Below are 23,989 nucleotides of genomic sequence, written 5' to 3'. Positions count from 1 at the left end.
GCACATCATGTCGGCTGTTGATGTTTTATCCGAGACCGAACTGGAAGTGCGCGACGCCCTTCCCGATGATGTGCATGCTATTGCCGCGATCTATGCCTGGCATGTGCTTCACGGGCGCGCGTCGTTTGAAGAAGTCCCCCCCACCATCGACGAAATGCGACATCGTATGAAAAGCGTGGCTGAGCACGGTTTACCGTGGCTTATCGCGCTTTATCGCGGCATCGTGGTGGGCTACTGCTACGCCACGCCTTACCGTCCGCGGCACGCCTACCGCTATACCCTGGAAGAGTCGATATACGTTGATGCCAGCATTACCGGGCGCGGTTTTGGCTCGGCACTGATGGATGCGTTGATTGAACGCTGCGAGCAAGGGCCGTGGCGGCAGATGATTGCCGTGGTGGGAGATGGCAATAATAATGCCGGCTCGTTGCGGCTGCATAAAAAGCACGGCTTCGAGATTGTCGGTCAGCTGCGCAGCGTAGGCTATAAGAAAGGCGACTGGCGGGATACGGTGATTATGCAGCGTCCGCTCAACGATGGTGACTGGACGCTGCCGGAATAAACGCAGAGCGGTCTGGTGCCCTCACCCCGGCCCTCTCCCACAGGGAGAGGGAGAAAACATAAAAAACGGTAACATGCGTTACCGTTTTGCTTTTACCTAATCGTTCTGCGCCGTCGCCATCTGCTCGGCTTTCTGCTTTTTATACGTCAATGCCGCGGCCGGTACAGGCTGCACTTTTCCGGTTTCAATCCAGGTGCGCAGGCGGCTCGCGTCCGCGAAGTGGGTATATTTGCCGAAGGCATCCATCACCACCAGCGCCACCGGCTTACCGTTAAACACGGTGCGCATCACCAGACAGTGTCCTGCCGCGTTGGTAAAGCCGGTTTTCGTTAGCTGAATATTCCAGTTATCGCGGTAAACCAGATGGTTAGTGTTGCGGAACGGCAGCGTATAGGCCGGGTTCGCAAAGGTCGCCATCTCTTCACGGGTGGTACTGAGCTGACCAATCAGCGGATACTGTTTGCTGGCAATCAGCAGTTTCGTCAGATCGCGCGCCGTGGAGACGTTGTTGATCGACAGCCCCGTCGGTTCAACGTAGTGCGTATTGTTCATCCCCAGCGCTTTGGCTTTCGCGTTCATCGCGCGGATAAAAGCGTCGTAGCCGCCCGGATAGTGGTGCGCCAGGCTCGCCGCCGCGCGGTTTTCAGACGACATTAGCGCCAGCAGCAGCATATTTTTACGGCTGATTTCACTGTTCAGCCGCACGCGAGAGTAGATCCCTTTCATCTCCGGCGTGTGGCTGATATCTACTTTTAGCTTTTCGTCCAGCGGCAGATGTGCATCAAGCACCACCATCGCGGTCATTAATTTGGTAATTGAGGCGATCGGGCGCACCAGGTCCGGATGGCTGGCATAGATCACCTTATTGGTGTTGAGATCGACAATCATCGCGCTGCCGGACGCAATTTGCGGTTGAGCAGCGGCGGCGCTCACCGCGGGCGTTTTGGCGACGGCCGGCACGGCAGCGGACGCGCCCAGCAGCAGCGCCAGGCTAAGTAAAGAGACTCGGAATTTCTGCATGGTGAGACTTCTGATAATTATTCACGCACGTCATGACGTACACCGCCTGTATCAACGGATAAACACAGGCTGGCTTCGGCATCATAGCGGTCACCGGGCGTTGTCGCCAGCGGATAATCGTGAACAGATGCTGCATTGCTGGCATTTACGCCAGCAATGCAGTGAACTCAGAAGAGACGGTATCCGTAACCCCAAAGAATAACCGTCAGCGCCAGTAGCGCCTCCAGCACCAGCACCCCAATGGCGAGTGTTGAACTGGAAAAACTCAGGCCTTCTTCTTTATTGATATTCAGGAAGGTTGGAACCCCAAGATACAGCAGATACCCGGTGTAAAAGAGGGCAATGGTACCGATCAGCGCGCACAGCCAGACCAGTGGATAGAGCGCAACAATACCGCTTAAGAACAGCGGGGTCGCGACATACCCGGCAAAGACCATACAGTGCGCCAGCGATGGACGCTGCGGATAGTTACGCGCCATCCAGTGTATGACGCGCCCCATAACCGCCACACCCGCCAGCATCAGGCCATAAAAAACGATGGCCAGATAAAGCCCGGTAAACCAGGAAAGCTGAACTACGGTGCCGTCACCGAAGTTCCAGCCGATTTGTGTTGTTCCGATAAAGGCGCATATTACCGGCACCGCAGCCATCAGCAGCACATGGTGCGTGTAATGATGCGAGACCGTTTCGTTCTCACTTTTAATGACATGCATTTCACGATCGGGATGGGAGAAAAGTCCCCAGACATGGTTCATAGCGCCCCCTTGTTGTCGGCCCGTCAGCGATACCTTAAGTATAATGCAGGCTTTAGATTATTTTATGTACAGTGGGAAATTTCCGTTGATTTCCCCGCTGTTGATTCATGGGGTATATGATTAAACGAGGTACGCTGAGGGAGATAACATTTACGTAATGGATATTAACGCACTCATTGAACAATATGGCTATGCCGCGCTGGTCATCGGCAGCGTAGCAGAAGGTGAAACCATCACGCTGTTAGGGGGCGTCGCCGCACATCAGGGATTACTGAAGTTCCCGCTGGTCGTTGCCGCGGTCGCGCTGGGTGGAATGATTGGCGATCAGCTGCTCTACTTTCTGGGGCTGCGCTTTGGGCCAACGCTGCTTAAACGCTTCGCAAAGCATCAAAAGAAAATCCGCCGCGCTCAGCGGCTGATTCAACGTCATCCCTATCTGTTCGTCATTGGCACGCGCTTTATGTATGGCTTTCGCATTATCGGGCCGATACTGATTGGTGCCAGTCATCTGCCGCCAAAAATTTTTCTGCCGCTCAATATTGTGGGCGCGGTTGCCTGGGCGCTGATCTTTACGACGCTCGGTTACGCAGGGGGCGAAGTGATTGCGCCATGGCTGCATAATCTCGACCAGCACCTGAAGCACTGGGCGTGGTTGATTCTGGTGGTTGTGGCGGTGATTGGGGTTCGACTGTGGCTGAAGCACCGGGAAAAGACGCGGGATGAGGAGTGAGTGCGGTCTCCTCCCCTCACCCCAGCCCTCTCCCTCAAGGGAGAGGGAGAGGGAGAGGGAGAAAGGTTACTACCCCTCCGGCTTAAACTGCGGGTTCGCCAGCATAAAACCCCCGTCGACGATAAACGATTGCCCTGTGGTATAGCTGGCGTCGCTGTCGCAAAGCCACGCCACCAGGCTGGCAATCTCTTTAGTGTGGCCCGGCCTTGCCAGCGGTATTTCCGGCATTGAGCCTTCCTTCACTTCGCTGTCGTCCATGTCATTCATCGGCGTGGCAATGGCACCCGGCGCGACGGCATTCACCAGAATATTGTGCTTAACCAGTTCCATCGCCATGGATTTGGTTAACCCGCCGAGCGCATGTTTTGCCGCCGTGTAGGCGCTCGCCTCCGGCAGCGGCGTGTGCTCATGCACCGAGGTAATGTTCACAATTCGCCCCCCTTCCCCCTGCTTCACCATCTGCCGGGCGGCAATTTGTGAACAGAGAAACGCGCCGTCCACGTCGACGGTGAAAATATTCCGCCAGTCGTCAAACGGCATTTCAAGGAACGGCGCTTTGGTCATCGCACCCGCATTATTGACCAGCACGTCCAGCCGGCCAAAACGCGCAATCAGCGTTTCAATAGCCTCTGCGCCTTCCGGCAGTGTGCTTAAGTTAAGATGGATAGCCTCTGCGCGCTGCCCCTGCGCTTCAACTTCGCGGCAGGTTTCCAGCGCCCCTTTTTCATCCGAATGCCAGGTGACGCCAATATCAAACCCGCGCTCTGCAAGCATCAGCGCCGTGGTTTTACCGATCCCGGAATCCGATGCGGTCACAATCGCTACTCTGGTCATACTCACCTCCTGAAAAACTGCAAAGAGGTAAGTATAGATAATGACCTTTTTTAGCCATGATGATAGCCACCGCCCAGCGCCGAGGTCAGCTGCAGCGTGGCGTCGACATACTGCCCCTTTAACAGTAATCCTTCGAGGTGTTCTTTGAGGGCCGGTATTCTGGCTTCACTGACCCGAGAGCCCGCAACGATCCCCGCGCTGAAACGCGCCTGGGCAAGCGCCACAACACGTGCCGCATCTTTTTCAACCTGCTGCTGGTGGCTGTTCTTCGCCGTCAGCGTTTCGACTTCACTGGCCGTACGTGCCACCTGATTGACGGCTTCGACCACCGCTTTGTTGTAGTTCGCCACCGAGAGATTATTCTGCGCCTGTGCGATATCCAGGCTGGCGTTCAGCCTGCCGCTGTCGAAAATCGGCAGCGTCAGCCCGGCGGTCATGCCCATCTGCTGCGCGGAAGAGCGGAACAGATCGCTCAGGTGCAGGGCATCCTGCTGCAAGAATGCCATCAGGTTCACGTCAGGGTAGAAAGCCGCTCGGGCAGCCTCCACTTCGCTCATAGAGGCTTCGATATACCAGTGCGCCTCCTGAAGATCCGGACGACGTGCCAGCAGTTCATAACCGAGCGTCGACGGTAACGAGGCTTCCACCGTCGGCAAGGCGTGCCGCGTCAGCGTCACGGAAGAGGCGTTCGTCAGCGCGACCAGGCGCGCCTCAACGGCTTTCATCTTCCCGTTGACTTCTGCCAGCTGCGCTTCGGTTTTGTTGGCGTTGATATCCGTTTCAACGCCCTCCACGGAGGAGGTGATGCCGTGTTGATACAGCTCGCGATCGGCCCCGATAATATTGTCCTGCTCATGTTTGATCTGGGCGAGAACCTCCCCCACGGCGGCCTGCGTTTGCCACTCCCAGTAGAGCCGCGCCACGCTGCTGGCCAGCAGCTGACGCGTCTGCTCCAGCTCCGCTTTTTGCGCATTCACTTTGCCAATCCGGGCCTCGACCCGGGCGCGATTTTTTCCCCAAAGATCGAGATCCCAGCCTGCGGTCAGGCCAAAGGTGCCGTTGGTATACCACGGCCCGGTGGTGCCTGCAGCCGGGTCGGTAAAGGCAAACGGTCCCATCAGCCCTTCGGAGGACATTTTCTGACGTTCCGCATCGGCGGAAAAATTAATCTGCGGACCGTCGGCTGCCATTACGGCTTTGGCCTGGGCTTCGGCAAGCGTAATGCGCTGACGGGCAATCTGCATATCCGGCGCATCGCTTAATGCTTTCGCAATAAGGCCGTTAAGTTCGGGATTGTTATACTCTTTCCACCACTCATTTTTCGGCCAGTCGGTATGACGAAGCTGCGCATTCACCGACGCCGCAGCGGTTTGCGTTTTAATGGGAGATACCGTGGCATGTTCAGGCGCACAGGCTGCCAGAATAAAAACGAAGGGAGCACTCAGAGAAAAAATAAGAGAACGTTTCATGACGCCATAAACTCAAAAAATAAAGGCGCACGTTACGCTCAGTGTCGTTCATTTTTTTAGTAACGCGTGGCAATCCGCAAATTGTCATACATCTTAATACACGGAAATTTATTCCTAAAAATAATGATTAAATTTAATACATTCATGCCAACCATAAATACGCTGCTACACTTATTCAGGACATACATGAGCGGGAGAAGGGAATGAAAATATTACTGTGGGTTATTTTGATTATATTTCTGATAGGTCTCTTAGTGGTTACCGGTGTATTCAAGATGATTTTCTGATTCCTTTGCCCGGCGCATCGCCGGGCAACGTCCTCGATATCAGGCTTTCAGCGAAGCACCTTTCGTAGCAATAACCTCTTTATACCAGTAGAAGCTCTTTTTGCGGCTGCGCGCCAGCGTGCCTTTTCCACTGTCATCGCGATCGACGTAAATAAAGCCGTAGCGCTTAGAGAGTTCAGCTTTAGACGCGCTCACCAGATCGATTGGCCCCCAGCTGGTATATCCCATCACCTCAACGCCGTCATCAATTGCCTCACGCACCTGTACCAGATGGTCGTTAAGGTAGCTGATGCGATAGTCATCCTGCACCACACCGTCCGCATCCGGTTTATCCTTCGCCCCGAGGCCATTTTCCACGATAAACAACGGCTTCTGATAGCGATCCCAGAGCACGTTTAACAGGGTACGCAGGCCGATGGGGTCAATCTGCCAGCCCCATTCGGAACTTGCCAGATGCGGGTTTGGCACCATGCTCAGGATGTTGCCGCGCGCCTGCTGGTTGAGAGCTTCATCCGCGGTAACGCAGCCCGTCATGTAGTAGCTGAAGGAGATAAAATCGACGGTCGATTTCAGCGCCTCGCGGTCGGGGTCCGTGACCTCAAGCTGAATACCGCTGTCGCGGAAGAAGCGCTGCATATACCCCGGGTAGGCGCCGCGGCACTGCACGTCGCCAAAGAACTGCCAGGTGCGGTTTTCCTGCAGCGTCTTCAGAACATCTTCCGGCTTGCAGGTCAGCGGATACATCAGGCCGCCCAGCAGCATGTTGCCGATTCTGGCATCAGGAACGATCTCGTGGCAGGCTTTCACCGCCAGCGCGCTGGCAACCAGCTGGTGGTGGATTGCCTGATACACTTCACCTTTGCTGCTGGTTTCCGGGAGGCCCACGCCGGTCATCGGCGCGTGCAGAGACATATTGATCTCGTTAAAGGTAAGCCAGAGCTTCACCTTCACTTTGTAGCGCGCGAACACGGTACGGGCATAGCGTTCAAAGAAGCCGATAGTCTGGCGGCTGCCCCACCCGCCGTACTGCTTCACCAGCCCCCACGGCATTTCGTAATGCGACAGCGTCACCAGCGGGGTAATGTTGTGCGCAGCAAGCTCGTCAAACAGCCGGTCGTAAAACGCCAGCCCCGCCTCGTTAGGCTGCTGCTCATCGCCGTTCGGAAAAATGCGGGTCCAGGCAATGGAGACGCGCAGGCAGCTAAAGCCCATCTCAGCGAACAGTTTGATGTCTTCCGGATAGCGATGATAGAAGTCGATGGCAACATCCTTGATGCCGCTGTCACCCGCCACGCGCTCAACCACCGGGCCAAAGACACCGCGCGGCTGAACGTCTGAGGTGGACAGCCCTTTTCCCCCTTCCAGATACGCGCCCTCTACCTGATTCGCGGCAACCGCGCCGCCCCATAAAAAATCGTCCGGGAAAGTTTTCATCACGTTCTCCTGTTATTGATGGCTTACGCTGAGTAACGGCGCACCGGCACTGACGGACGTTGCCGCCACGGTCACCACGTCGCGATACTCATCGCTGTTACTGATAATAATCGGGGTCGCCAGGTCGTATCCGGCATCGATGATCGCCTGTCGGTCAAACTCCAGCAGCAGATCGCCGGGCTGCACTTTGTCACCCACCTTCACGTGGGCGGTAAACGGCCTGCCGTCGAGCTTCACGGTGTCGATACCCACGTGGATTAACACTTCAATCCCGCTGTTGCTAAGCAGGCCAATGGCGTGTTTGGTCTGGAAAAGAGAGGCCACCACGCCGGCAAACGGGGCAACCACTTTGTTATCGGAGGGAATAATCGCGGCACCGCTGCCCAGCAGGCCGCTGGCAAAGGTGGTATCCGGCACCTGGTCGAGCGCCAGAACGGTGCCGGTCATCGGTGCCAGCACATCGTTTTCGCCCGCTGGCGCAACCGCCTCGGGCGCTGAGCGTGCTGGCATACCCGCCGCCAGCGTCAGGCCGCAGCTCAGCACCAGCGCCACCGCGGTGCCGATAATGCCGCCCCACAGCGTGGCGTCCACGCCGCCAGGCGGGATCATCTGGGCGACAGTAAAGATATTGGCGAAGCCGAAAGAGTAAACGTGGGTGTCGCTGAAGCCGACAATCGCCCCGCCGATAGCCCCCGCCACGCAGCCAAAAATAAACGGACGGCGCATCGGCAGGTTTACGCCATACACTGCGGGTTCGGTGATACCGAAAATACCTGCCGTCACGGATGAACCGGCCAGCATTTTCTGACGCGCATCGCGGGTGCGCAGGAAAATGCCCAGCGCCGCCCCCACCTGACCAAACACCGCGGGCAAGAGCATGGGCAGCATGGAGTCATGCCCCAGCACCGCCAGGTTGTTAATCATCAGCGGCACCAGCCCCCAGTGCAGGCCAAAAATAACGCAGACCTGCCATAGCGCGCCCATCGCCGCACCCGCCAGCCACGGCGCCAGAACGTAAATACTCTGATAGCCGTTCGCCAGCAGCTGGCTCAGCCAGGTCGCCAGCGGCCCGATAACGAGGAAAGTCAGCGGCACGGTTACGCCCAGACAGATCAGCGGCGCGAAGAAGTTTTTCATCGAAGAAGGCAGCAGCCTGGTGCTCTGTTTTTCAAGCCAGCAGCTCACCCAAGCGGCGAGAATAATCGGGATCACCGACGAGCTATAGTTGAACCAGGTGACAGGGATGCCCAAAAAGGCGTCCGACACCGCGCCCGGCTGCTGGCTGGCGTTAAACGCCGCAATCATTACCGGATGGGTGAGCGCCCCACCGATCACCATGGTAATAAACGGGTTGCCGCCGAATTTTTTCCCGGCGGTATAGCCCAGCACCATCGGGAAGAAGAAGAACAGCGCGTCGCTGGCGGCAAACCAGATTTTATACGTGCCGCTCCCGGTCGTGAGCCAGCCGCATACCACGGCCAGCGCCAGCAGCCCTTTCAGAATACCGGACGCGGCCAGAATGCCGATAAACGGGGTAAAGATGCCGGAGACTATGTCAATCAGACGGCCCAGCAGGTTACCCTTTTCACCCTTCTCTTCCACGACAGGGGCGTCATCGGTAAGACCTGCTTCATTGCGCACCGCCTGCCAGACGTCGTGAACGTGGTTGCCAATCACCACCTGAAACTGGCCGCCGCTTTCGACCACCATGATCACGCCCGGATTTTTCTTGAGCCCTTCCGCATCCGCCCGTTGATTGTCTTTCAGTTTGAAGCGAAGCCGGGTTGCACAGTGCACAAGACTGACGATGTTCTCTTTTCCGCCAACGTGGCCGAGAATATCCTTCGCTAAAGCCTGGTATTCCATCTCGATTTCCTTACATCCGATGCCCGCAGGCACCTGTTGACTGAGTACAAAAAATAAAAAAACCCGAGAACGGCCTTCTGACGAAGGCCGCGCTCAGGTTTTGCCTGCGAAGTGCAGTAACAATCCTGTTTGAGGCTTAACGCCCCTCTTTTCTCACCCGCTCGATATGAATGGCGAGGAACATAATTTCTTCGGTTGTCAGCTCACGCTGATAGCTTTTGTTCAGGTGCTGGGCGATTTTCTCGGCGCATTTCCACGCTTTCGCGTAGTTGTCTTTTACTGCCGTATGCAGCGAGACATCGTCATCTTCTACCACGGTGCGGGTGAGCATCCGCTGGGCAAAAAACTTCAAGTGGGTGACAAAACGCTGATAGCTGAGCGACTCTTCGTCATACTCAAGCTGCAGCTGATACTTCACCAGCTGGAGGATCTCCTGCATCACCCGCGTCACGTGCATCACCTCCGGCATTTCGCTGTTCAGCTGCGCGGTGACCAGATGCAGGGCGATAAAACCGGCCTCATCCTCCTCCAGTTCGACGTTCAGGCGTGTGGCGATAACGGCCCGCGCCTCCTGCCCTAACTCGAACTCCTTCGGATACAGCCGTTTAATATCCCACAGCAGCACGTTTTTGATGGCCAGCCCGTTCTTCTGCCGCTCAATCGCAAAGTAGCAGTGATCGGTGAGGGTGATATACAAGCTCTCCTGCAGCTTGCCCAGCCGCTGCGTCGCCAGCCCGATGATGCGATCGCAGGTGGTCATCACCTCCAGCGGAATTTGACTCAGCAGCTCTCCGAGCCGACGCACCAGTTCATCGCTTTGTAATGCAAACACCTTTTCAACCAACGCGGTATCCAGCGCTTCACCGACGCGCTTCTGAAAGGCCAGCCCACGGCCCATCACCACCTGTTCACGCCCGCGCTCATCCTGAACAACCACCACGTTATTATTGAGTATCTTGGCGATTTTCATCGGAACCCCAGAAACAAAAAAACCTGACCTCCGGCAGATGCCAGAAAATCAGGTTTTGCCTGCCTAAGCAGTAACAATCCAGTTCTGGCACTCTATCAGTTTCATTCGTAGCCTCAATGCGTCACGCGTCAGAAACGTGACGCGGATCGAACTTGCTACGGTGATATCAGAAGGTCACCACCGTTTTCAGCTCGGTGACCCAGGCATCCTGGGTGCGGCTGACCCCGCCGGGATGATGCCAGTACTGAATGCCCGGCTGCAGCTCGAGCCATGACGCCGGACGAAAACGGTAGTAAAACTCACCGTTCAGGGAATGGCCCGGCACCGGGTGATACGCCGGATTGTCATAATCGCTTACGCCGCTCAGGCTGTTCAGGTAACGCTGGTTGCGGGCGTACTGGCTGCTCATATCAATCCAGGTTAAGCCAAAGCCAATCCAGTCTTCCGGTCGCGCATCAAACAGCCCGCGGTAGCGCAGCGAGGCGGCGTAAACCTGGTGCATGTAGTTACTGCTCTGATCCGCAAGGCTCATGCTGAACGAGGTACTCAACCCACGATTCGGATCGTCCTGATGCTGCGTTAGCTGCTGGTTCAGTCCGGCGTACATAAACCAGGTCCGGCTGTGCGTATCGAATCCGTCCGGGTCCGTCGCCCCCGCCCCACCCGATTTGCCGCGATAGAGATCGGTTTGCGGCGCGTTGGTAAACACCACGCCCAGGTTGTACGCGCCCGGCAGGCCGTTAATCAGCGGACGCGCTTCGATTTCAACCGGCAGTAAGATCCCTTTGCTGCCCTTCGTCGACCAGCTCCACGCATGGCTGCGGCTGGCGGCCTGCGGATTCTGCTCCATCACGCCGCCTTTTAAGGTCAGCGTCGGCGTGAGTTTATAGGCAAGCGTGGTGCCCCAGGTGTGCACGTTCCAGTTGTTCCAGGTCAGCGAGTTGGCGGACTTTCCGCCGCACTGGGACAGCAGCTGGAAATCACAGGGGATAATTTGATCGAAGGTTTGCACCTTGTTCATCATCCCTATGCGCCAGGTCAGACGCCGGTTGTCAAAGCTGCGGGCAAAGGTCAGCCAGCCCAGACGGGTAATCGACTGCCCGCCCCAGCTCTCCTGGGTCAGATCGTTGAAGTTGACGCGCGGATCCTGCACGCGTTTGGTGGTGAGATCGTCATTGTGGTTGCGGTTAACGATGTTTCCCTCGATACGCGCGTCCGGGATACCGGTCCAGCGCTCCAGGTCCTGGTTGAAGGTCAGCGCGAACTGGTCAATATAGGCCACGTGGGAGTCGTGGTTATAGCCACCGCCGCCGTTCCAGCCGATCTCATTCAAATAGCCGAGATTGTACGTAAAGCCGTTATCGTTGAGAATTTTACGCACACCGAGCATATTGCCGAGAAGCGGCGCCGGTGGAGCCTCAAAACCTAGTACCGTACCGTTCCAGTCTTGCGCCATCGACAGCGGGGATATCGCCAATAAGGCGAACGCATAGAGTTTATTTTTATATGCCATGATAACAACCTGTGATTGAGTATTGAGTGCGTAACCGGCCCCAGGAAATTTTTCTATTTCCTGTCGATAATTCATTTTTTAAAATCATTAAAAAGCGCTAAGCCAAATGTCTCTCCTGCGTAAACGACAGGCAAAAAAAAACCTAAGCGCTCCACAGCGAAAATGCTGTGAAACGCTTAGGTTTTGCCTGTTAACCAGTAACAATCCTGCGTTGAAAACAGTGGCACCTTAACACCGTCGCGCCACGTTGAAAACCTGAACTGTTTTCTGTTTTAAAAAAGTGTGAGCAATTTAACGCTTATTATTTCGACTGAATTACCCGGGCAATATCAGCCGACGTCTGTAAAGTACGAATCTCCTGAAATAACCCCAGCGCTTCATCGTACTCTTTGCGTAAATAACTCAGCCACTGTTTAACACGCGCGACGTGATACAAACCGGTATCGCCCTGCTTTTCCAGACGGCTGTATTTTTGCAGCAGCGTGACGACGTCTGACCACGGCATTCGCGGCTCGTTATATTTCACCACCCGGCTGAGGTTGGGCACATTCAGGGCGCCGCGACCGATCATTACCGCATCGCAGCCGGTGGCTTGCAGACAGGCCTGCGCGCTCTCGTAGTCCCAGATTTCGCCGTTAGCGATCACCGGAATAGAGAGGCGTTTGCGGATCTCGCCGATCGCATGCCAGTTTATGCGCTCGGCTTTGTAGCCGTCTTCTTTGGTGCGGCCATGCACCACCAGCTCGGTGGCTCCGGCCTGCTGCACCGCATCGGCGATTTCAAACTGCCGCGCGTCGCTGTCCCATCCCAGGCGCACCTTAACCGTCACCGGCAAATGCGCGGGCACGGCCTCGCGCATGGCTTTCGCGCCGCGATAAATCAGCTCAGGATCTTTCAGCAAGGTCGCCCCGCCGCCGCTGCCGTTCACCAGCTTCGACGGACAGCCGCAGTTGAGATCCACCCCGTAAGAGCCCAGCTCAACCGCGCGGGCGGCGTTTTCCGCCAGCCATTCAGGATACTGGCCGAGCAGCTGAATACGCACCAGCGTGCCGGAAGAGGTCCGGCTCTGGTTGTGCAGCTCGGGGCACAGACGGTAGAAGGATTTTACCGGCAACAGCATATCGACCACGCGCAGAAATTCCGTCACGCAGAGATCGTAGTCGTTCACCTCGGTCAGAAGCTCGCGCACGAGGGAGTCGAGCACGCCTTCCATTGGGGCCAGTAAAACACGCATAGCAGTACCTGTGAAAAAAGACGCGCTATAGTAGCCGCTCTCTATATCGCTGGGAAGCGCTTCTGTTCAGGGAGAAAGTCAGCCGGCGTTGCCCCGACAACGGCGCGAAACGCCGCCGCAAATGCCGCCTGCCCTGAAAACCCCAGCATCCAGGCCACCTGCTTAACCGGGTATCCGTTGGCGAGCAGGTCCAGCGAGGCACAAATCCTTGCGCGCTGTCGCCAGGCCCGGAAGCTAAAGCCAGTATCTTTGATAAACGCGCGTGAAAATGTGCGCTCAGACATCGCGGCCCGTTCCGCCAGCCTTTCCAGAGAAAGATCCCAGAGATTGTTGGCAATGATGTCACAGGCAACGCGATGTAAGCGCTCATCCACGGGCATCGGTAATTCGGCCGAGATTTGCTGAGCTTCACTGAGAATATCGAGCAGCAAAACGGCCATGCTGCGCTGAGTGGCTGGCCGGTATTCCGCACTGAACAGCCCGGCAATCAGCTCTTTGAACAACGCTGTCGCCATAATGACGTAAACCTCTTCTTTCCGTTTAAAAGATCCGCATTGCGATATCAGAGCAGGGCTAAACCAGACCGCCCGGAGCTCCGTTGCGGATAACACGCTGTAGGTATGCTCCTGAAAGGGAGGGATCCACAGCGCGCGCTGCGGCGGTATGACCCAACGCTTATTGCCGGTTTCGACCAGCATCACCCCTTTGATGGCAAACAAAAGCTGTCCCTGTGAATGCTGGTGAGGCGGATCCACTTCGCCGCGCGTATAGCTAATAGCCCCTCTGGACCATCCGATGTCATCGTCATGAATTGGCGTTTTATCGATAACGGTTGGCATTTCACATTCCTCCCTTCCACTTATGATGCTGCTTGTACATGTAACCGAAGAGAGACGCAATGCACATTCAATTTATCATTCATGAACATTTCGAAGCGCCGGGCGCCTATGAAATCTGGGGGAAAAGCCGCGGCCATACTCTGAGCTACACCAGAGTTTATCAGGGCGATCCTTTACCCGAGGAGCTGGGGACCACGGACCTGCTTATCATCATGGGAGGCCCGCAGTCCCCCGCTACCACGCCTGAGGAATGTCCCTGGTTCGATGCACAGGCGGAAAAGACACTCATCAGCCGCGCGATAGAGGCAGGTAAAACGGTGATAGGCGTTTGTCTTGGCTCGCAGCTTATCGGCGAAGCGCTGGGGGCAGCGTTTTGCCATAGCCCGGAAAAAGAGATCGGCAAATTTCCCGTCAGGCTCACCGATGCAGGCAAGGCGAACCCGCTGTTTGCGGATTTTGGCCACGAATTGAACGTCGGTCACTGGCATAACGACATGCCAGGGTTGACGCCGCAGGCTAAAGTGCTGGCTTACAGCGAGGGCTGCCCCCGTCAGATCGTGGAATATGGCGAACGGGTTTACGGTTTTCAGTGCCATATGGAGCTGACGCCGGAGGTTGTAGAGTTGCTGATTGAGCATTCGCAGAATGACCTCCGCCGCGCGGGTGAATTCCGTTTTGTCGAAACGGCGGAAAAACTCCGCTCGCATGATTATCGCGAAATGAACCAGGTGCTGTTTTCTTTTCTCGATAAACTGACCGCCTGACGCTGATGCCTTCTCTGGCGCGTTACTTCGCCAGTGCAATTCCTTTCCTCTAAACTATTGCCTGCACCAGTAAGATGATACCGGACGTTCCATTCCGGAATGTCTGGTATGCTCAAAATTCATGATGTGATCCGTGGCACATTTTTAGGTTTAATTGTATGATGAATGCGTTTCAGCAAGGACTATAACCATGAGCAAAACATTGAACATTATCTGGCAATATCTGCGCGCATTCGTCCTGATTTACGCCTGCCTGTATGCCGGGATTTTCATCGCGTCACTGCTGCCCATCACCATTCCCGGCAGCATTATCGGCATGCTGATCCTCTTCGTGTTGCTGGCGCTGCAAATCCTGCCTGCAAAGTGGGTCAATCCCGGCTGCTTCGTCCTCATTCGCTATATGGCGCTGCTTTTCGTGCCTATCGGCGTCGGGGTCATGCAGTATTTTGATTTGCTCAAGGCCCAGTTCGGCCCGATTGTTGTCTCCTGCGCGGTGAGTACGCTGGTGGTTTTCCTGGTCGTGAGCTGGAGTTCGCATCTGGTGCATGGCGAACGTAACGTGATTGGGGAGAAAACAAAAAAATGATGGCCAATATCTGGTGGTCGCTGCCGCTCACCCTCGCAGTATTCTTCGCCGCACGTAAGCTTGCCGCGCGTTTCAAAATGCCGTTGCTGAACCCGCTGCTGGTGGCAATGGTGGTGATTATTCCGTTCCTGCTGCTCACCGGCATCCCTTACGAACGCTACTTTGCCGGCAGCAAAATTTTAAACGACCTGCTGCAGCCCGCCGTTGTGGCGCTGGCCTTTCCTTTATACGAGCAGCTGCACCAGATCCGCGCCCGCTGGAAATCCATCATTACCATCTGCTTTGTCGGCAGCCTGGTGGCGATGATCACCGGTACGTCGGTGGCGCTGTTGATGGGGGCCTCCCCGCAGATTGCCGCCTCTATTCTGCCTAAATCTGTGACCACGCCTATCGCGATGGCGGTTGGCGGTAGCCTCGGCGGTATTCCGGCAATTAGCGCAATGTGCGTTATTTTCGTCGGTATTCTCGGCGCGGTGTTTGGCCACAGCCTGCTGAACGGTATGCGCATTCATACTAAAGCGGCACGAGGTCTGTCGATGGGGACAGCTTCCCACGCCCTGGGCACTGCCCGCTGCGCGGAGCTGGATTATCAGGAAGGGGCGTTTAGCTCGCTGGCGCTGGTGATCTGCGGAATTATCACCTCCCTGCTGGCCCCGTTCATTTTCCCGCTGATTCTGGCGGTGATGGGCTAAAATTTGCGATGCGTCGCGCAAATTTCATTTTGCTTTCATAAGTTGCATACATAATGAGAAGTGGATCACATATAAAGCCCTGGCGGCTCCGTAAACTACCGATCCATTAACCTTTATGAGGCAAACGCCATGCACCCACGTTTTCAAGCTGCTTTCGCCCAGCTTGCAGAGAATTTGCAGTCAGCCCTGGCTCCCGTTCTGGCAGATGCACACTTCCCCGCCCTGCTGACCGCGGAGCAGGTCACGATGCTGAAACAGGCAACGGGACTGGACGAAGACGCGCTGGCTTTCGCACTGCTACCCCTGGCTGCCGCCTGCGCGCGGGCCGATCTCTCCCACTTCAACGTCGGGGCCATTGCGCGCGGCGTCAGCGGTACCTGGTACTTCGGCGGCAACATGGAGTTCCTGGGCGCGACCATGCAGCAAACGGTTCACGCCGAGCAGAGCGCCATCAGCCACGCCTGGCTGCGCGGTGAAAAAGCGCTGAGCGCCATTACCGTTAACTACACTCCGTGCGGCCACTGCCGTCAGTTTATGAACGAGCTGAACAGCGGGCTGCAGCTGCGCATCAATCTGCCGGGCCGCGCGCCGCACACGCTGGGCGATTATCTGCCTGACGCATTTGGTCCGAAAGATCTGGAGATCAAAACGCTGCTGATGGACGATCAGGACCACGGTTACGCCCTGTCCGGCGATGACCTGAGTCAGGCAGCGATTCGCGCGGCGAATAAAAGTCACACGCCATACAGCAAGTCCCCGAGCGGCGTAGCGTTGCAGTGCCGTGATGGCCGAATCTTCACCGGCAGCTATGCGGAAAACGCCGCGTTTAACCCAACGCTGCCGCCGCTTCAGGGCGCGCTTAACCTGCTGAGCCTGAACGGCTATGATTATCCTGACATTCAGCGCGCCATTCTGGCTGAAATTGCCGATGCACCGCTGATCCAGTGGGATGCCACCGCCGCAACGCTAAAAGCGCTGGGCTGTACGACGATTGACCGCGTACTGCTGGCGTAATCCTTCCGGCGGGCAAAAATGCCCGCCCGTTTGCTGAAAAACCCCTCAGTTGAGTCGCTGTTTCTTGCGCTAACCAGGCGGGTAAAGTAGCCTGAGTTAAATTTCTTCCACGAACGAGCCATCTGCATGTTAAAGCGCGTTTTTTACAGCCTGTCTGTCCTGGTCGGCATACTGCTGTTGATCGTGCTGGGTCTTGACCGCTGGATGAGCTGGAAAACCGCCCCTTACATCTTTGATGACCTGCAGGACCTGCCGTATCGTCAGGTTGGCGTGGTGCTTGGCACCGCCAAGTATTACCGCACCGGCGTAATCAATCAGTATTACCGTTACCGCATTCAGGGCGCGCTGAACGCCTACAACAGCGGCAAGGTGAACTACCTGCTGCTGAGCGGCGATAACGCCCTGCAAAGCTACAATGAACCGGTGACGATGCGTAAGGACCTGATTGCGGCGGGCGTGGACCCTGCCGATATCGTGCTCGACTACGCCGGGTTCCGCACCCTGGACTCCATCGTGCGCACGCGCAAAGTCTTCGACACCAACGACTTCATCATCATCACCCAGCGCTTCCACTGCGAGCGCGCGCTGTTTATCGCCCTGCATATGGGCATTCAGGCGCAGTGCTACGCGGTGCCTTCGCCAAAAGATATGCTGAGCGTGCGCGTGCGCGAGTTCGGCGCCCGCTTTGGTGCCCTGGCCGATCTGTATATCTTCAAACGCGAACCGCGCTTTTTAGGCCCTCTGGTGCCGATTCCGGCGATGCACGAAGTGCCGGAAGACGCGCAGGGTTACCCGGCCGTCACGCCTGAGCAGCTGCTGGATATGCAGAAAAAAGAGAAATAGCAGGGCCGCCTTTATACTTTCTTTACGGCCGGCCTGACGCTTTTTATCTCCCCTTTACGTCTGCTCTTTTAAGCTGAGTTCATTGCCGCTACGGCTTCATTGAAGAATGACTATGAACTCGATAATGAATGCGTTTTTCCTCAAAAGTCTCCGCCCCTACTTTAACTTTCCCGGTTTATCACTCCCTGGCGCACTTACTTCTGGTCTCTGGCTGGATGAAAAAATAGACGCCCTGCAGCACAACGTTGCCGTGGAAGTGGCCGATTATCTGGAACGTTACCCGCAAACGAAACATGTTGACGTTTATCTGAACGATATCAACGGCACGATGCGCGGCAAGCGCCTCTCGGTAGAGAGCATGCTGAATCTGGAAAAAGGCTGTTATTTTCCCCTTTCCGTTTACTCGATGGATCAGAAAGGAAAAATTGCCGCGCCGCTTCATGATGAACCCGACCGGCTGTGCGTCCCGGTCGCCGGCTCCCTGCGCCCCTGTCCGCAGGATCCGGAGCACACCGCGCAGATCATGCTGACGATGAAGGACAGCGACGATAACCCCTGCCCGCTTGAGCCGCGCGCGATACTGCAGAACGTCGTGGCCCGCTTCCACCAGCACGGCCTTTTCCCGGTCATTGCCCCGGAAATCGAGTTCTATCTGACGGGACAGAGCGAACGCGATCCGCAAAATCAGGGCTGTTTTCACATGGATACCTCGTCGGCGCATGCGGCGCTGTTTGACGAGCTGGAACAGCTGGCCCACCTGCAGCGCATCCCGCTGTCAGGGGTCGTGGCGGAAGCCGAGTCCGGACAGTACGAATTAAACCTGAAGCACAGCCATCGCGTCGTTGAGGTCTGCGATAACGTGCTGGCGCTTCGTCGCCTGACCCGTTACGTTGCTGAAAAGCACGGTCTGCAGGCCAACTTTATGGCTAAGCCTTTCAGCCAGCTGGCCGGCAGCGGTTTGCACTTCCATTTCAGCCTGAACAATCGTCACGGCGAAAACGTCTTTGCTTCCCCGGTGAACGCGCTTAACAGCATGATACGTTTGTGCGTCGCGGGCCAGCTGGCGCTGATGCCCGCCTCCGTCGCCATTCTTGCGCCAGGCGTCAACGCGTTTCGTCGCCTGCGTAAAAGCCTGACGGAACCCGTCTTTAACTCCTGGGGCTATAACACCCGCTCCGCCGCCCTGCGTATTCCCTGCTCGGATGAGAGTAACCGTCGTATCGAGTACCGGCTGGCCGGGGCCGATGCGAATCCGTATCTGGTGGCGGCCACTATCCTGACCGGCATGCTGTACGGGCTGGAACATATCGACGAGGGGGATCTCCCTGAACCGCAGCACGACCAACCGGAACTGCCGCTGTTCCAGCAGGAGGCGATTGAGGCCTTTGCCCGCTGTCAGTATCTCACCGACAGCCTGGGCGATGCCTTTTCCGAACAGTGGGTCGCCTGCAAGCTCTCTGAACTCGACTGGTTTGAGCGCATTGTGACCAGAGAGGAGTCCCATCTGGCATAGAGCATAAAAAAAGCCCGCTCGGTGAGCGGGCCGGATATGGAGAGAGACGATTACTTCTTACGGGCGTACTTCAGTGAATCCAGCGCAACCGCGAAGATAATGATGGCGCCCTTGATGATGTACTGCCAGTACGGGTTCACGCCGATATAGGTCAACCCGTAGTTGATGACGGTGAAAATGATCACACCGGTCACCACGCCCAGTACCGTACCCACACCGCCGCTGAAGGAGACGCCGCCCACCACGCAGGCTGCGATCGCATCCAGCTCATACATGAAGCCGAGGTTGTTGGTTGCAGAGCCGATACGGCCCGCTTCCAGCATCCCACCGAAGGCGTAGAACACGCCGGAAAGGGCATAGATGATGAGCAGGTTCAGAGCTACGTTAACGCCGGAGACTTTCGCCGCTTCCGGGTTACCGCCGATGGCGAAGATGTTTTTGCCGAAGCGCGTTTTGTTCCACAGGATCCAGACGAAGGCCACCGCAATCAGCGCATAGAAGGTGATGTACGACAGGCGGAAGCTGCCAAGCGCAATAAACCCTTGCGTAAAGGTCGAGAAGCCGCTGTCAAAGCCTGAGATTGGCGAAGCGCCGACGAAGTCGTAGTACAGGGAGTTGATACCGTAAACGATGATCATCGTACCCAGGGTGGTGATAAACGGCGTCACGTTCAGGTAGGCGATGATAATTCCGTTGATCAGACCAATCACCGCACCGATGGCGCAGACAATCAGGATCACCACGAAAATCGGCATGGTGGCCATTTCCGGGAAGACCTTGTTAGCGTTTTCCATCGACTGCAGCAGAGTTGCCGCGATAACCGCCGCCAGACCCACCTGGCGACCGGCAGAAAGGTCCGTCCCCTGGGTCACGATCAGGCCCGCCACGCCCAGCGCAATGATAATACGCACGGAGGACTGGGTCAGAATGTTACTCAGGTTCAGCAGGCTTAAGAACGTAGGGTCCTGGAAAATGATGATTGCCAGCAAGACTAAAAGAACAACGTAAATACCGCCTTCTTTCAGGTAAGTGAGAAAACTTTTTTTATTTAACGCACTCATGAGGAGCCCCTGATCTTAAAGGTGCAAAGACGCAAGACGCAAAATTTCGTTTTGCGTTGTCGTTTTGGTGTCAACAATACCGGCGACGAGACCATTGCTCATAACCAGAATACGATCCGTGATCCCTAACAATTCCGGCATTTCGGAAGAAATAATAATGATCCCTTTATTCTTTTTCGCCAGCTCGGCAATCAGCTGATAAATTTCAAACTTCGCGCCGACGTCAATACCGCGGGTAGGTTCATCCAGCATCAGAATTTCTGGCTGGGTTAATAACCAACGGCCGATAATCACTTTCTGCTGGTTACCGCCTGACAGCGAACCAATTTGGGTGCGATGGCCTGGCGTTTTCACGCGCATGGAGTCAATCACCCATTGGGTATCGCTTTTCATGCGGGAGTTATCCAGCAGCCCGACTTTGTTTTTGTAATTGCGAATGTTAGAAATTAACGAGTTAAAGTTAATATCCAGATAAGCATAAATACCGGTCGAACGACGCTCTTCCGTCACCAGCGCGAAACCATTATTAATAGCTTCGTTGGCGTTGTGGTTGTTAATTTTCTTACCGTGCAGCGTAATAGTGCCTTCGGCTTTCTCACGGATACCGAACAGGGTTTCCACGATATCGGTACGTTTTGCCCCGACCAGGCCGGCAATCCCCAGGATTTCACCTTTATGCAGGTCGAAGGAGACATCGCGTATAGACGGCTGACGTAACGAGGTCAGGTTGCGCACTTCCAGAATCACTTCACCCGGCTTGTTTTCTTTGTCAGGGAAGCGCTGGTTCAGGGAACGGCCGACCATCATGGCGATGATCTTGTCCATGTCCAGCCCTTCCAGCGGCTGCGTGGCAATCCACTGACCGTCGCGCAGGATGGTGATCTCATCGCACAGCTGGAAGATCTCTTCCATTTTGTGGGAGATGTACACAATGCCGCAGCCGCGATCTTTTAGCTTACGAATAATGGTAAAAAGGTGGTTAACCTCTTTTTCCGTTAATGACGATGTCGGTTCGTCCATGATGACGATTTTCGCATCATAGGAGAACGCTTTGGCGATTTCGATCATCTGCATCTGGGAGACGGATAATGTTCCCACGCGGGCGCGCGGATCGATATCAATATCCAGCTCGTCGAAAATCGCTTTGGTGTCGCGATACATTTTGTCCTGATCGACAAAGACACCTTTGGTTGGATAACGTCCCAACCACATGTTATCCATAACTGAACGCTGCAGCACCAGGTTTAATTCCTGGTGAACCATCGAGATACCGTTTTCCAGTGCTTCTTTCGCTGAATGGAAATCGATCTCTTTCCCCTGAAAAAGAATGCTGCCAGAATCTTTTTGATAGATCCCAAAAAGACATTTTAATAATGTTGATTTACCCGCACCGTTCTCCCCCATTAAGGCATGAATAGAGTGAGGACGAACTTTTAAATTAACATTATCGAGTGCCTTAACGCCGGGAAATGACTTGTTGATACCGCTCATTTCCAACAGGTATTCACCGGATGACTGAGTTGTTGTGCTGACCATAATTATACCTTGTTGGCCTCGCATATCGCGTTATAAAAGGGCGCAACGAATTGCGCCCAGTGGAGACAGTACCGCTAACTTATTTACCGATAAACTCAGCCAGGTTGGACTGGTCTACGCCCACGTAAGGTACGCGAACGATTTTGTTGTCAATTTTCCAGTTGGTGCCATCTGCCGCGCCTTTGCCATCGGCGAGGTTTTTCGCCAGATCGAAGGTGGCTTTCGCCTGGTTGTTGGCATCGTTCAGCACGGTACCGGCCATCGCACCGGATTTAACCAGCGCCAGCGCTTCTGGCAGTGCATCCACGCCGAATACCGGGATTGAGGATTTGTTGTGTGCTTTCAGCGCTTCTACCGCACCCATTGCCATCGCATCGTTGTTGGCGATAACGACTTCGATTTTGTTGGCATTAGGGCCGGACAGCCATGCGTCCATCTTATCTTTCGCCTGAGCGGTATCCCACATCGCGGTATCTAACGCCAGCTGCTGGGTTTTCAGGCCCTTGTCGTTCAGCTCTTTGATAACGTAGGTAGTACGCGCTTCAGCATCCGGGTGGCCTGGCTCGCCTTTCAGGAGCACGAACTGAATCTGACCGTCTTTATTCAGGTCCCAGTTCGGGTTCGCCGCCCAGTGTTTCGCGATCAAATCGCCCTGAATAATACCTGACTCTTTGGAGTCAGTACCGACGTAATACGCTTTGTCGTAGCTATCCAGCGCCTTACGGGAAGGTTCTTTGTTGAAGAAGACGATCGGCACGTTCTGACCGCGCGCTTTTTCAATGACCGTGCCTGCTGCAGCCGGGTCAACCAGGTTGATGGCCAGGGCTTTCACGCCTTTCGCCAGCAGAACGTCGATCTGGTCGTTCTGTTTGGACTGGTCATTCTGGGAGTCGTTCATCAGCAGCTGAACGTCTGGCGCTGCTTTCGCATCTTTCTCAATCGCTTTACGCACAACAGACATGAAGTTGTCGTCGTATTTATATATGGTCACACCAATACGGGTATCCGCAGCGTGCGCTGCTGCACCAAAAAGCATGCTTGCCATTACAGCAGACAGGGTCAACACCTTCTTATTCATGGTATCTCCGGTTTTTTTATGCAGGGTAGTTCTTGTGAATAACGATCGGCGGGCAGGTGTTAATAAAACGTTACTGACAGCCGAAGTTCACTTATAAAATTTCTCTCTTCCGTGTTCGGTAACGCTCCAGAAATGCGTTTTATTCGTTGTTTGCGGCACATTGGCTATAGTGAAAGTGAATAATCACTGTTACATAGCGTTTCAGCCCCTAAAACGCTGACATCATAGTCAGCGCCTTGTTAAGATACTGTGAATTTACTCACAGATTGAAAACGGTTACATCACCTGATCTAATCAGTTAGTGATCGGAACCACAATTTGCCGGGCCGCGACGGAGTGGCGACGTACTAAAGTCGGCATGAAACAGTGCGTTGCGCCCGGATCCAGCAGCCCTGCCGCTCCCTGTAATGCCAGCTCAGTCGCCAGTTTCGCCATAGAGGCAATGGGGTAGCGCACCGTTGTCAGCTGCGGGTCGGTGTAACGGGCAATCGGGATATCATCAAAACCAATGAGTGATAAATGCTGTGGCACCGCAATGCCGTTATCCTTCAGCGCCGTCAGGGCGCCAGCCGCCATGCTGTCGTTATAGGCAAACACCGCAGACAGCTGCAGATTGCGGCCCAGCAGCTCCACCATTGCCGCCTCACCGCCCTGCATGTCCGGCGTGCCGGTCCCCACCCAGCTCTCGGATGGCGTAATGCCGTGCTCTTTCAGGGCATTTTGCCACCCCTCGCGCCGCAGTTCGTCATCTTCAATTTGATGGCTGGAGGCCAGATAACCGATCCGCTGATGCCCGTTGTTGATGAGCATTTTCGTGGCCATCATGGCGCCGCTGACGTTATCCAGCCCGACGCAGCGGTGGGCATAGCCGGGGACAATGCGGTTGATCAGCACCATGCCCGGGATCTGCTCCATCAATCCGGTTAGCTCTTCATCGCTCAAGGCTTTTGAATGGACAATCAGGGCGTTACAGCGCTGGCGGATCAGCACTTCGATGGCATGGCGCTCTTTTTCCGCCTCATGATAGCTATTACCGATCAGGACATATTTCTGATGCTGCTGTGCCACCATGTCGACCGCTTTCACCAGCGCGCCGAAAAAGGCATCCGAGACATCCATCACCACCACGCCGATGGTGTCGCTGACCTGCGTCGCAAGCGCCTGGGCATTGGCATTTGGCCGGTACCCGAGCTGGGTCACGGCTTTCATTACGGTTTCTCGGGTTTCAGGGCTGACCAGCGCGCTATTGTTGAGCACGCGTGAGACGGTAGCCACAGAAACGCCCGCCTGACGGGCGACGTCACGAATGGTGATCATATTCACCATCCTTCAAAGGATTGCAGCAACTCACAGACACCCCCTGTGTTTAGCAAGGTGGCTATTTTGGCA

At 55.4% G+C, this 23,989-nt stretch carries 22 protein-coding genes and 1 pseudogene; 9 read left to right on the top strand and 14 right to left on the bottom strand.

Going from position 1 to position 23,989, the window contains the following annotated elements:
* Nucleotides 1-7: 7 nt before the first annotated feature.
* Entirely contained in the window at nucleotides 8-562 is a 555-nt protein-coding gene (locus AC4IBF_RS06940) for a GNAT family N-acetyltransferase (protein WP_115875833.1), read from the top strand.
* Between the two features lie 96 nt (nucleotides 563-658).
* Here AC4IBF_RS06940 and pbpG read toward each other — a convergent pair whose 3' ends face one another.
* Both pbpG and AC4IBF_RS06930 read right to left on the bottom strand, forming a co-directional pair.
* Nucleotides 659-1,582 carry a D-alanyl-D-alanine endopeptidase gene (gene pbpG / locus AC4IBF_RS06935; protein ID WP_111965977.1) on the bottom strand — a complete coding sequence of 308 codons (924 nt, stop codon included), beginning with the start codon at nucleotides 1,580-1,582 and terminating at the stop codon, nucleotides 659-661.
* A gap of 167 nt (nucleotides 1,583-1,749) precedes the next feature.
* Nucleotides 1,750-2,337 carry a Yip1 family protein gene (locus AC4IBF_RS06930; protein ID WP_023312454.1) on the bottom strand — a complete coding sequence of 196 codons (588 nt, stop codon included), beginning with the start codon at nucleotides 2,335-2,337 and terminating at the stop codon, nucleotides 1,750-1,752.
* A gap of 157 nt (nucleotides 2,338-2,494) precedes the next feature.
* Between AC4IBF_RS06930 and AC4IBF_RS06925 the strand changes: the two genes are divergently transcribed.
* Nucleotides 2,495-3,067, top strand: coding sequence for a DedA family protein (locus AC4IBF_RS06925; RefSeq protein ID WP_133294805.1), 573 nt, complete (start codon nucleotides 2,495-2,497; stop codon nucleotides 3,065-3,067).
* Nucleotides 3,068-3,136: 69 nt separating this feature from the next.
* Here AC4IBF_RS06925 and AC4IBF_RS06920 read toward each other — a convergent pair whose 3' ends face one another.
* Nucleotides 3,137-3,901 (bottom strand): SDR family oxidoreductase, encoded by a 765-nt coding sequence (locus tag AC4IBF_RS06920; RefSeq protein WP_491463217.1) that lies wholly within the window; start codon nucleotides 3,899-3,901, stop codon nucleotides 3,137-3,139.
* 50 nt (nucleotides 3,902-3,951) lie between these two features.
* Nucleotides 3,952-5,370 (bottom strand): multidrug resistance outer membrane protein MdtQ, encoded by a 1,419-nt coding sequence (mdtQ, locus tag AC4IBF_RS06915; RefSeq protein ID WP_143345321.1) that lies wholly within the window; start codon nucleotides 5,368-5,370, stop codon nucleotides 3,952-3,954.
* A 203-nt stretch (nucleotides 5,371-5,573) separates the two neighbouring features.
* On the opposite strand from mdtQ, the gene yohP reads away from it, so the two are divergent.
* The gene (yohP, locus tag AC4IBF_RS06910; protein WP_015572324.1) at nucleotides 5,574-5,657 is read left to right on the top strand and encodes a small membrane protein YohP; all 84 of its coding nucleotides are present in this window, start codon (nucleotides 5,574-5,576) and stop codon (nucleotides 5,655-5,657) included.
* Nucleotides 5,658-5,696: 39 nt separating this feature from the next.
* Here yohP and AC4IBF_RS06905 read toward each other — a convergent pair whose 3' ends face one another.
* From AC4IBF_RS06905 to AC4IBF_RS06880, 6 genes and pseudogenes are all read right to left on the bottom strand, one after another.
* Nucleotides 5,697-7,091: a glycoside hydrolase family 1 protein gene (locus AC4IBF_RS06905; RefSeq protein ID WP_136195426.1), complete on the bottom strand. Its 1,395-nt coding sequence runs from the start codon at nucleotides 7,089-7,091 to the stop codon at nucleotides 5,697-5,699.
* A 12-nt stretch (nucleotides 7,092-7,103) separates the two neighbouring features.
* Nucleotides 7,104-9,064, bottom strand: a pseudogene (bglF, locus tag AC4IBF_RS06900) (PTS beta-glucoside transporter subunit IIABC); the annotation flags it as partial.
* A gap of 29 nt (nucleotides 9,065-9,093) precedes the next feature.
* A complete protein-coding gene (licT, locus tag AC4IBF_RS06895) occupies nucleotides 9,094-9,927 on the bottom strand; it encodes a BglG family transcription antiterminator LicT (RefSeq protein WP_491463216.1) in 834 nt (277 codons plus the stop codon).
* 166 nt (nucleotides 9,928-10,093) lie between these two features.
* Nucleotides 10,094-11,383, bottom strand: coding sequence for a carbohydrate porin (locus AC4IBF_RS06890; protein WP_252093315.1), 1,290 nt, complete (start codon nucleotides 11,381-11,383; stop codon nucleotides 10,094-10,096).
* A 358-nt stretch (nucleotides 11,384-11,741) separates the two neighbouring features.
* Nucleotides 11,742-12,674, bottom strand: coding sequence for a tRNA dihydrouridine(16) synthase DusC (gene dusC, locus AC4IBF_RS06885; RefSeq protein ID WP_491463215.1), 933 nt, complete (start codon nucleotides 12,672-12,674; stop codon nucleotides 11,742-11,744).
* 41 nt (nucleotides 12,675-12,715) lie between these two features.
* Nucleotides 12,716-13,513 carry an AraC family transcriptional regulator gene (locus tag AC4IBF_RS06880; protein WP_133294812.1) on the bottom strand — a complete coding sequence of 266 codons (798 nt, stop codon included), beginning with the start codon at nucleotides 13,511-13,513 and terminating at the stop codon, nucleotides 12,716-12,718.
* 59 nt (nucleotides 13,514-13,572) lie between these two features.
* On the opposite strand from AC4IBF_RS06880, the gene AC4IBF_RS06875 reads away from it, so the two are divergent.
* The 6 genes from AC4IBF_RS06875 (at nucleotide 13,573) to AC4IBF_RS06850 (ending at nucleotide 18,925) form a co-directional block, all read left to right on the top strand.
* Nucleotides 13,573-14,277: a type 1 glutamine amidotransferase gene (locus AC4IBF_RS06875; RefSeq protein WP_133294813.1), complete on the top strand. Its 705-nt coding sequence runs from the start codon at nucleotides 13,573-13,575 to the stop codon at nucleotides 14,275-14,277.
* 190 nt (nucleotides 14,278-14,467) lie between these two features.
* Nucleotides 14,468-14,863: a CidA/LrgA family protein gene (locus tag AC4IBF_RS06870; RefSeq protein ID WP_111965323.1), complete on the top strand. Its 396-nt coding sequence runs from the start codon at nucleotides 14,468-14,470 to the stop codon at nucleotides 14,861-14,863.
* Nucleotides 14,860-15,555: a CidB/LrgB family autolysis modulator gene (locus tag AC4IBF_RS06865; protein WP_111965322.1), complete on the top strand. Its 696-nt coding sequence runs from the start codon at nucleotides 14,860-14,862 to the stop codon at nucleotides 15,553-15,555. Before AC4IBF_RS06870 ends, AC4IBF_RS06865 begins: the two co-directional genes overlap by 4 nt.
* 129 nt (nucleotides 15,556-15,684) lie before the next feature.
* Nucleotides 15,685-16,569, top strand: coding sequence for a cytidine deaminase (gene cdd / locus AC4IBF_RS06860; protein ID WP_133294814.1), 885 nt, complete (start codon nucleotides 15,685-15,687; stop codon nucleotides 16,567-16,569).
* A gap of 126 nt (nucleotides 16,570-16,695) precedes the next feature.
* The gene (gene sanA / locus AC4IBF_RS06855; RefSeq protein WP_008500918.1) at nucleotides 16,696-17,412 is read left to right on the top strand and encodes an outer membrane permeability protein SanA; all 717 of its coding nucleotides are present in this window, start codon (nucleotides 16,696-16,698) and stop codon (nucleotides 17,410-17,412) included.
* Between the two features lie 124 nt (nucleotides 17,413-17,536).
* Nucleotides 17,537-18,925: a glutamine synthetase family protein gene (locus AC4IBF_RS06850; protein WP_367897311.1), complete on the top strand. Its 1,389-nt coding sequence runs from the start codon at nucleotides 17,537-17,539 to the stop codon at nucleotides 18,923-18,925.
* Between the two features lie 50 nt (nucleotides 18,926-18,975).
* On the opposite strand, the gene mglC is transcribed toward AC4IBF_RS06850, so the two are convergent.
* The 4 genes from mglC to galS form a co-directional block, all read right to left on the bottom strand.
* Entirely contained in the window at nucleotides 18,976-19,986 is a 1,011-nt protein-coding gene (mglC, locus tag AC4IBF_RS06845) for a galactose/methyl galactoside ABC transporter permease MglC (RefSeq protein WP_008500921.1), read from the bottom strand.
* A 15-nt stretch (nucleotides 19,987-20,001) separates the two neighbouring features.
* Nucleotides 20,002-21,522 carry a galactose/methyl galactoside ABC transporter ATP-binding protein MglA gene (gene mglA / locus AC4IBF_RS06840; protein ID WP_008500922.1) on the bottom strand — a complete coding sequence of 507 codons (1,521 nt, stop codon included), beginning with the start codon at nucleotides 21,520-21,522 and terminating at the stop codon, nucleotides 20,002-20,004.
* A 79-nt stretch (nucleotides 21,523-21,601) separates the two neighbouring features.
* Nucleotides 21,602-22,600 (bottom strand): galactose/glucose ABC transporter substrate-binding protein MglB, encoded by a 999-nt coding sequence (mglB, locus tag AC4IBF_RS06835; protein WP_008500923.1) that lies wholly within the window; start codon nucleotides 22,598-22,600, stop codon nucleotides 21,602-21,604.
* A gap of 294 nt (nucleotides 22,601-22,894) precedes the next feature.
* Nucleotides 22,895-23,917: an HTH-type transcriptional regulator GalS gene (gene galS / locus AC4IBF_RS06830; protein ID WP_115875849.1), complete on the bottom strand. Its 1,023-nt coding sequence runs from the start codon at nucleotides 23,915-23,917 to the stop codon at nucleotides 22,895-22,897.
* Nucleotides 23,918-23,989 lie beyond the last annotated feature (72 nt).

This window comes from Enterobacter sp. Taxon_8, from assembly GCF_058354585.1.
The sequence above is the reverse complement of the archived record's forward strand: the minus strand, read 5'-3'. Positions and strand labels throughout refer to the sequence as shown.

What these genes read in the sequence shown, in the direction of transcription:
- AC4IBF_RS06940 (WP_115875833.1), top strand. Translation starts at nt 8, where the DNA reads ATGTCGGCTGTTGATGTTTTATCCGAGACCGAACTGGAAGTGCGCGAC.
- pbpG (WP_111965977.1), bottom strand. Translation starts at nt 1,582, where the DNA reads ATGCAGAAATTCCGAGTCTCTTTACTTAGCCTGGCGCTGCTGCTGGGC.
- AC4IBF_RS06930 (WP_023312454.1), bottom strand. Translation starts at nt 2,337, where the DNA reads ATGAACCATGTCTGGGGACTTTTCTCCCATCCCGATCGTGAAATGCAT.
- AC4IBF_RS06925 (WP_133294805.1), top strand. Translation starts at nt 2,495, where the DNA reads ATGGATATTAACGCACTCATTGAACAATATGGCTATGCCGCGCTGGTC.
- AC4IBF_RS06920 (WP_491463217.1), bottom strand. Translation starts at nt 3,901, where the DNA reads ATGACCAGAGTAGCGATTGTGACCGCATCGGATTCCGGGATCGGTAAA.
- mdtQ (WP_143345321.1), bottom strand. Translation starts at nt 5,370, where the DNA reads ATGAAACGTTCTCTTATTTTTTCTCTGAGTGCTCCCTTCGTTTTTATT.
- yohP (WP_015572324.1), top strand. Translation starts at nt 5,574, where the DNA reads ATGAAAATATTACTGTGGGTTATTTTGATTATATTTCTGATAGGTCTC.
- AC4IBF_RS06905 (WP_136195426.1), bottom strand. Translation starts at nt 7,091, where the DNA reads ATGAAAACTTTCCCGGACGATTTTTTATGGGGCGGCGCGGTTGCCGCG.
- licT (WP_491463216.1), bottom strand. Translation starts at nt 9,927, where the DNA reads ATGAAAATCGCCAAGATACTCAATAATAACGTGGTGGTTGTTCAGGAT.
- AC4IBF_RS06890 (WP_252093315.1), bottom strand. Translation starts at nt 11,383, where the DNA reads ATGGCGCAAGACTGGAACGGTACGGTACTAGGTTTTGAGGCTCCACCG.
- dusC (WP_491463215.1), bottom strand. Translation starts at nt 12,674, where the DNA reads ATGCGTGTTTTACTGGCCCCAATGGAAGGCGTGCTCGACTCCCTCGTG.
- AC4IBF_RS06880 (WP_133294812.1), bottom strand. Translation starts at nt 13,513, where the DNA reads ATGCCAACCGTTATCGATAAAACGCCAATTCATGACGATGACATCGGA.
- AC4IBF_RS06875 (WP_133294813.1), top strand. Translation starts at nt 13,573, where the DNA reads ATGCACATTCAATTTATCATTCATGAACATTTCGAAGCGCCGGGCGCC.
- AC4IBF_RS06870 (WP_111965323.1), top strand. Translation starts at nt 14,468, where the DNA reads ATGAGCAAAACATTGAACATTATCTGGCAATATCTGCGCGCATTCGTC.
- AC4IBF_RS06865 (WP_111965322.1), top strand. Translation starts at nt 14,860, where the DNA reads ATGATGGCCAATATCTGGTGGTCGCTGCCGCTCACCCTCGCAGTATTC.
- cdd (WP_133294814.1), top strand. Translation starts at nt 15,685, where the DNA reads ATGCACCCACGTTTTCAAGCTGCTTTCGCCCAGCTTGCAGAGAATTTG.
- sanA (WP_008500918.1), top strand. Translation starts at nt 16,696, where the DNA reads ATGTTAAAGCGCGTTTTTTACAGCCTGTCTGTCCTGGTCGGCATACTG.
- AC4IBF_RS06850 (WP_367897311.1), top strand. Translation starts at nt 17,537, where the DNA reads ATGAATGCGTTTTTCCTCAAAAGTCTCCGCCCCTACTTTAACTTTCCC.
- mglC (WP_008500921.1), bottom strand. Translation starts at nt 19,986, where the DNA reads ATGAGTGCGTTAAATAAAAAAAGTTTTCTCACTTACCTGAAAGAAGGC.
- mglA (WP_008500922.1), bottom strand. Translation starts at nt 21,522, where the DNA reads ATGGTCAGCACAACAACTCAGTCATCCGGTGAATACCTGTTGGAAATG.
- mglB (WP_008500923.1), bottom strand. Translation starts at nt 22,600, where the DNA reads ATGAATAAGAAGGTGTTGACCCTGTCTGCTGTAATGGCAAGCATGCTT.
- galS (WP_115875849.1), bottom strand. Translation starts at nt 23,917, where the DNA reads ATGATCACCATTCGTGACGTCGCCCGTCAGGCGGGCGTTTCTGTGGCT.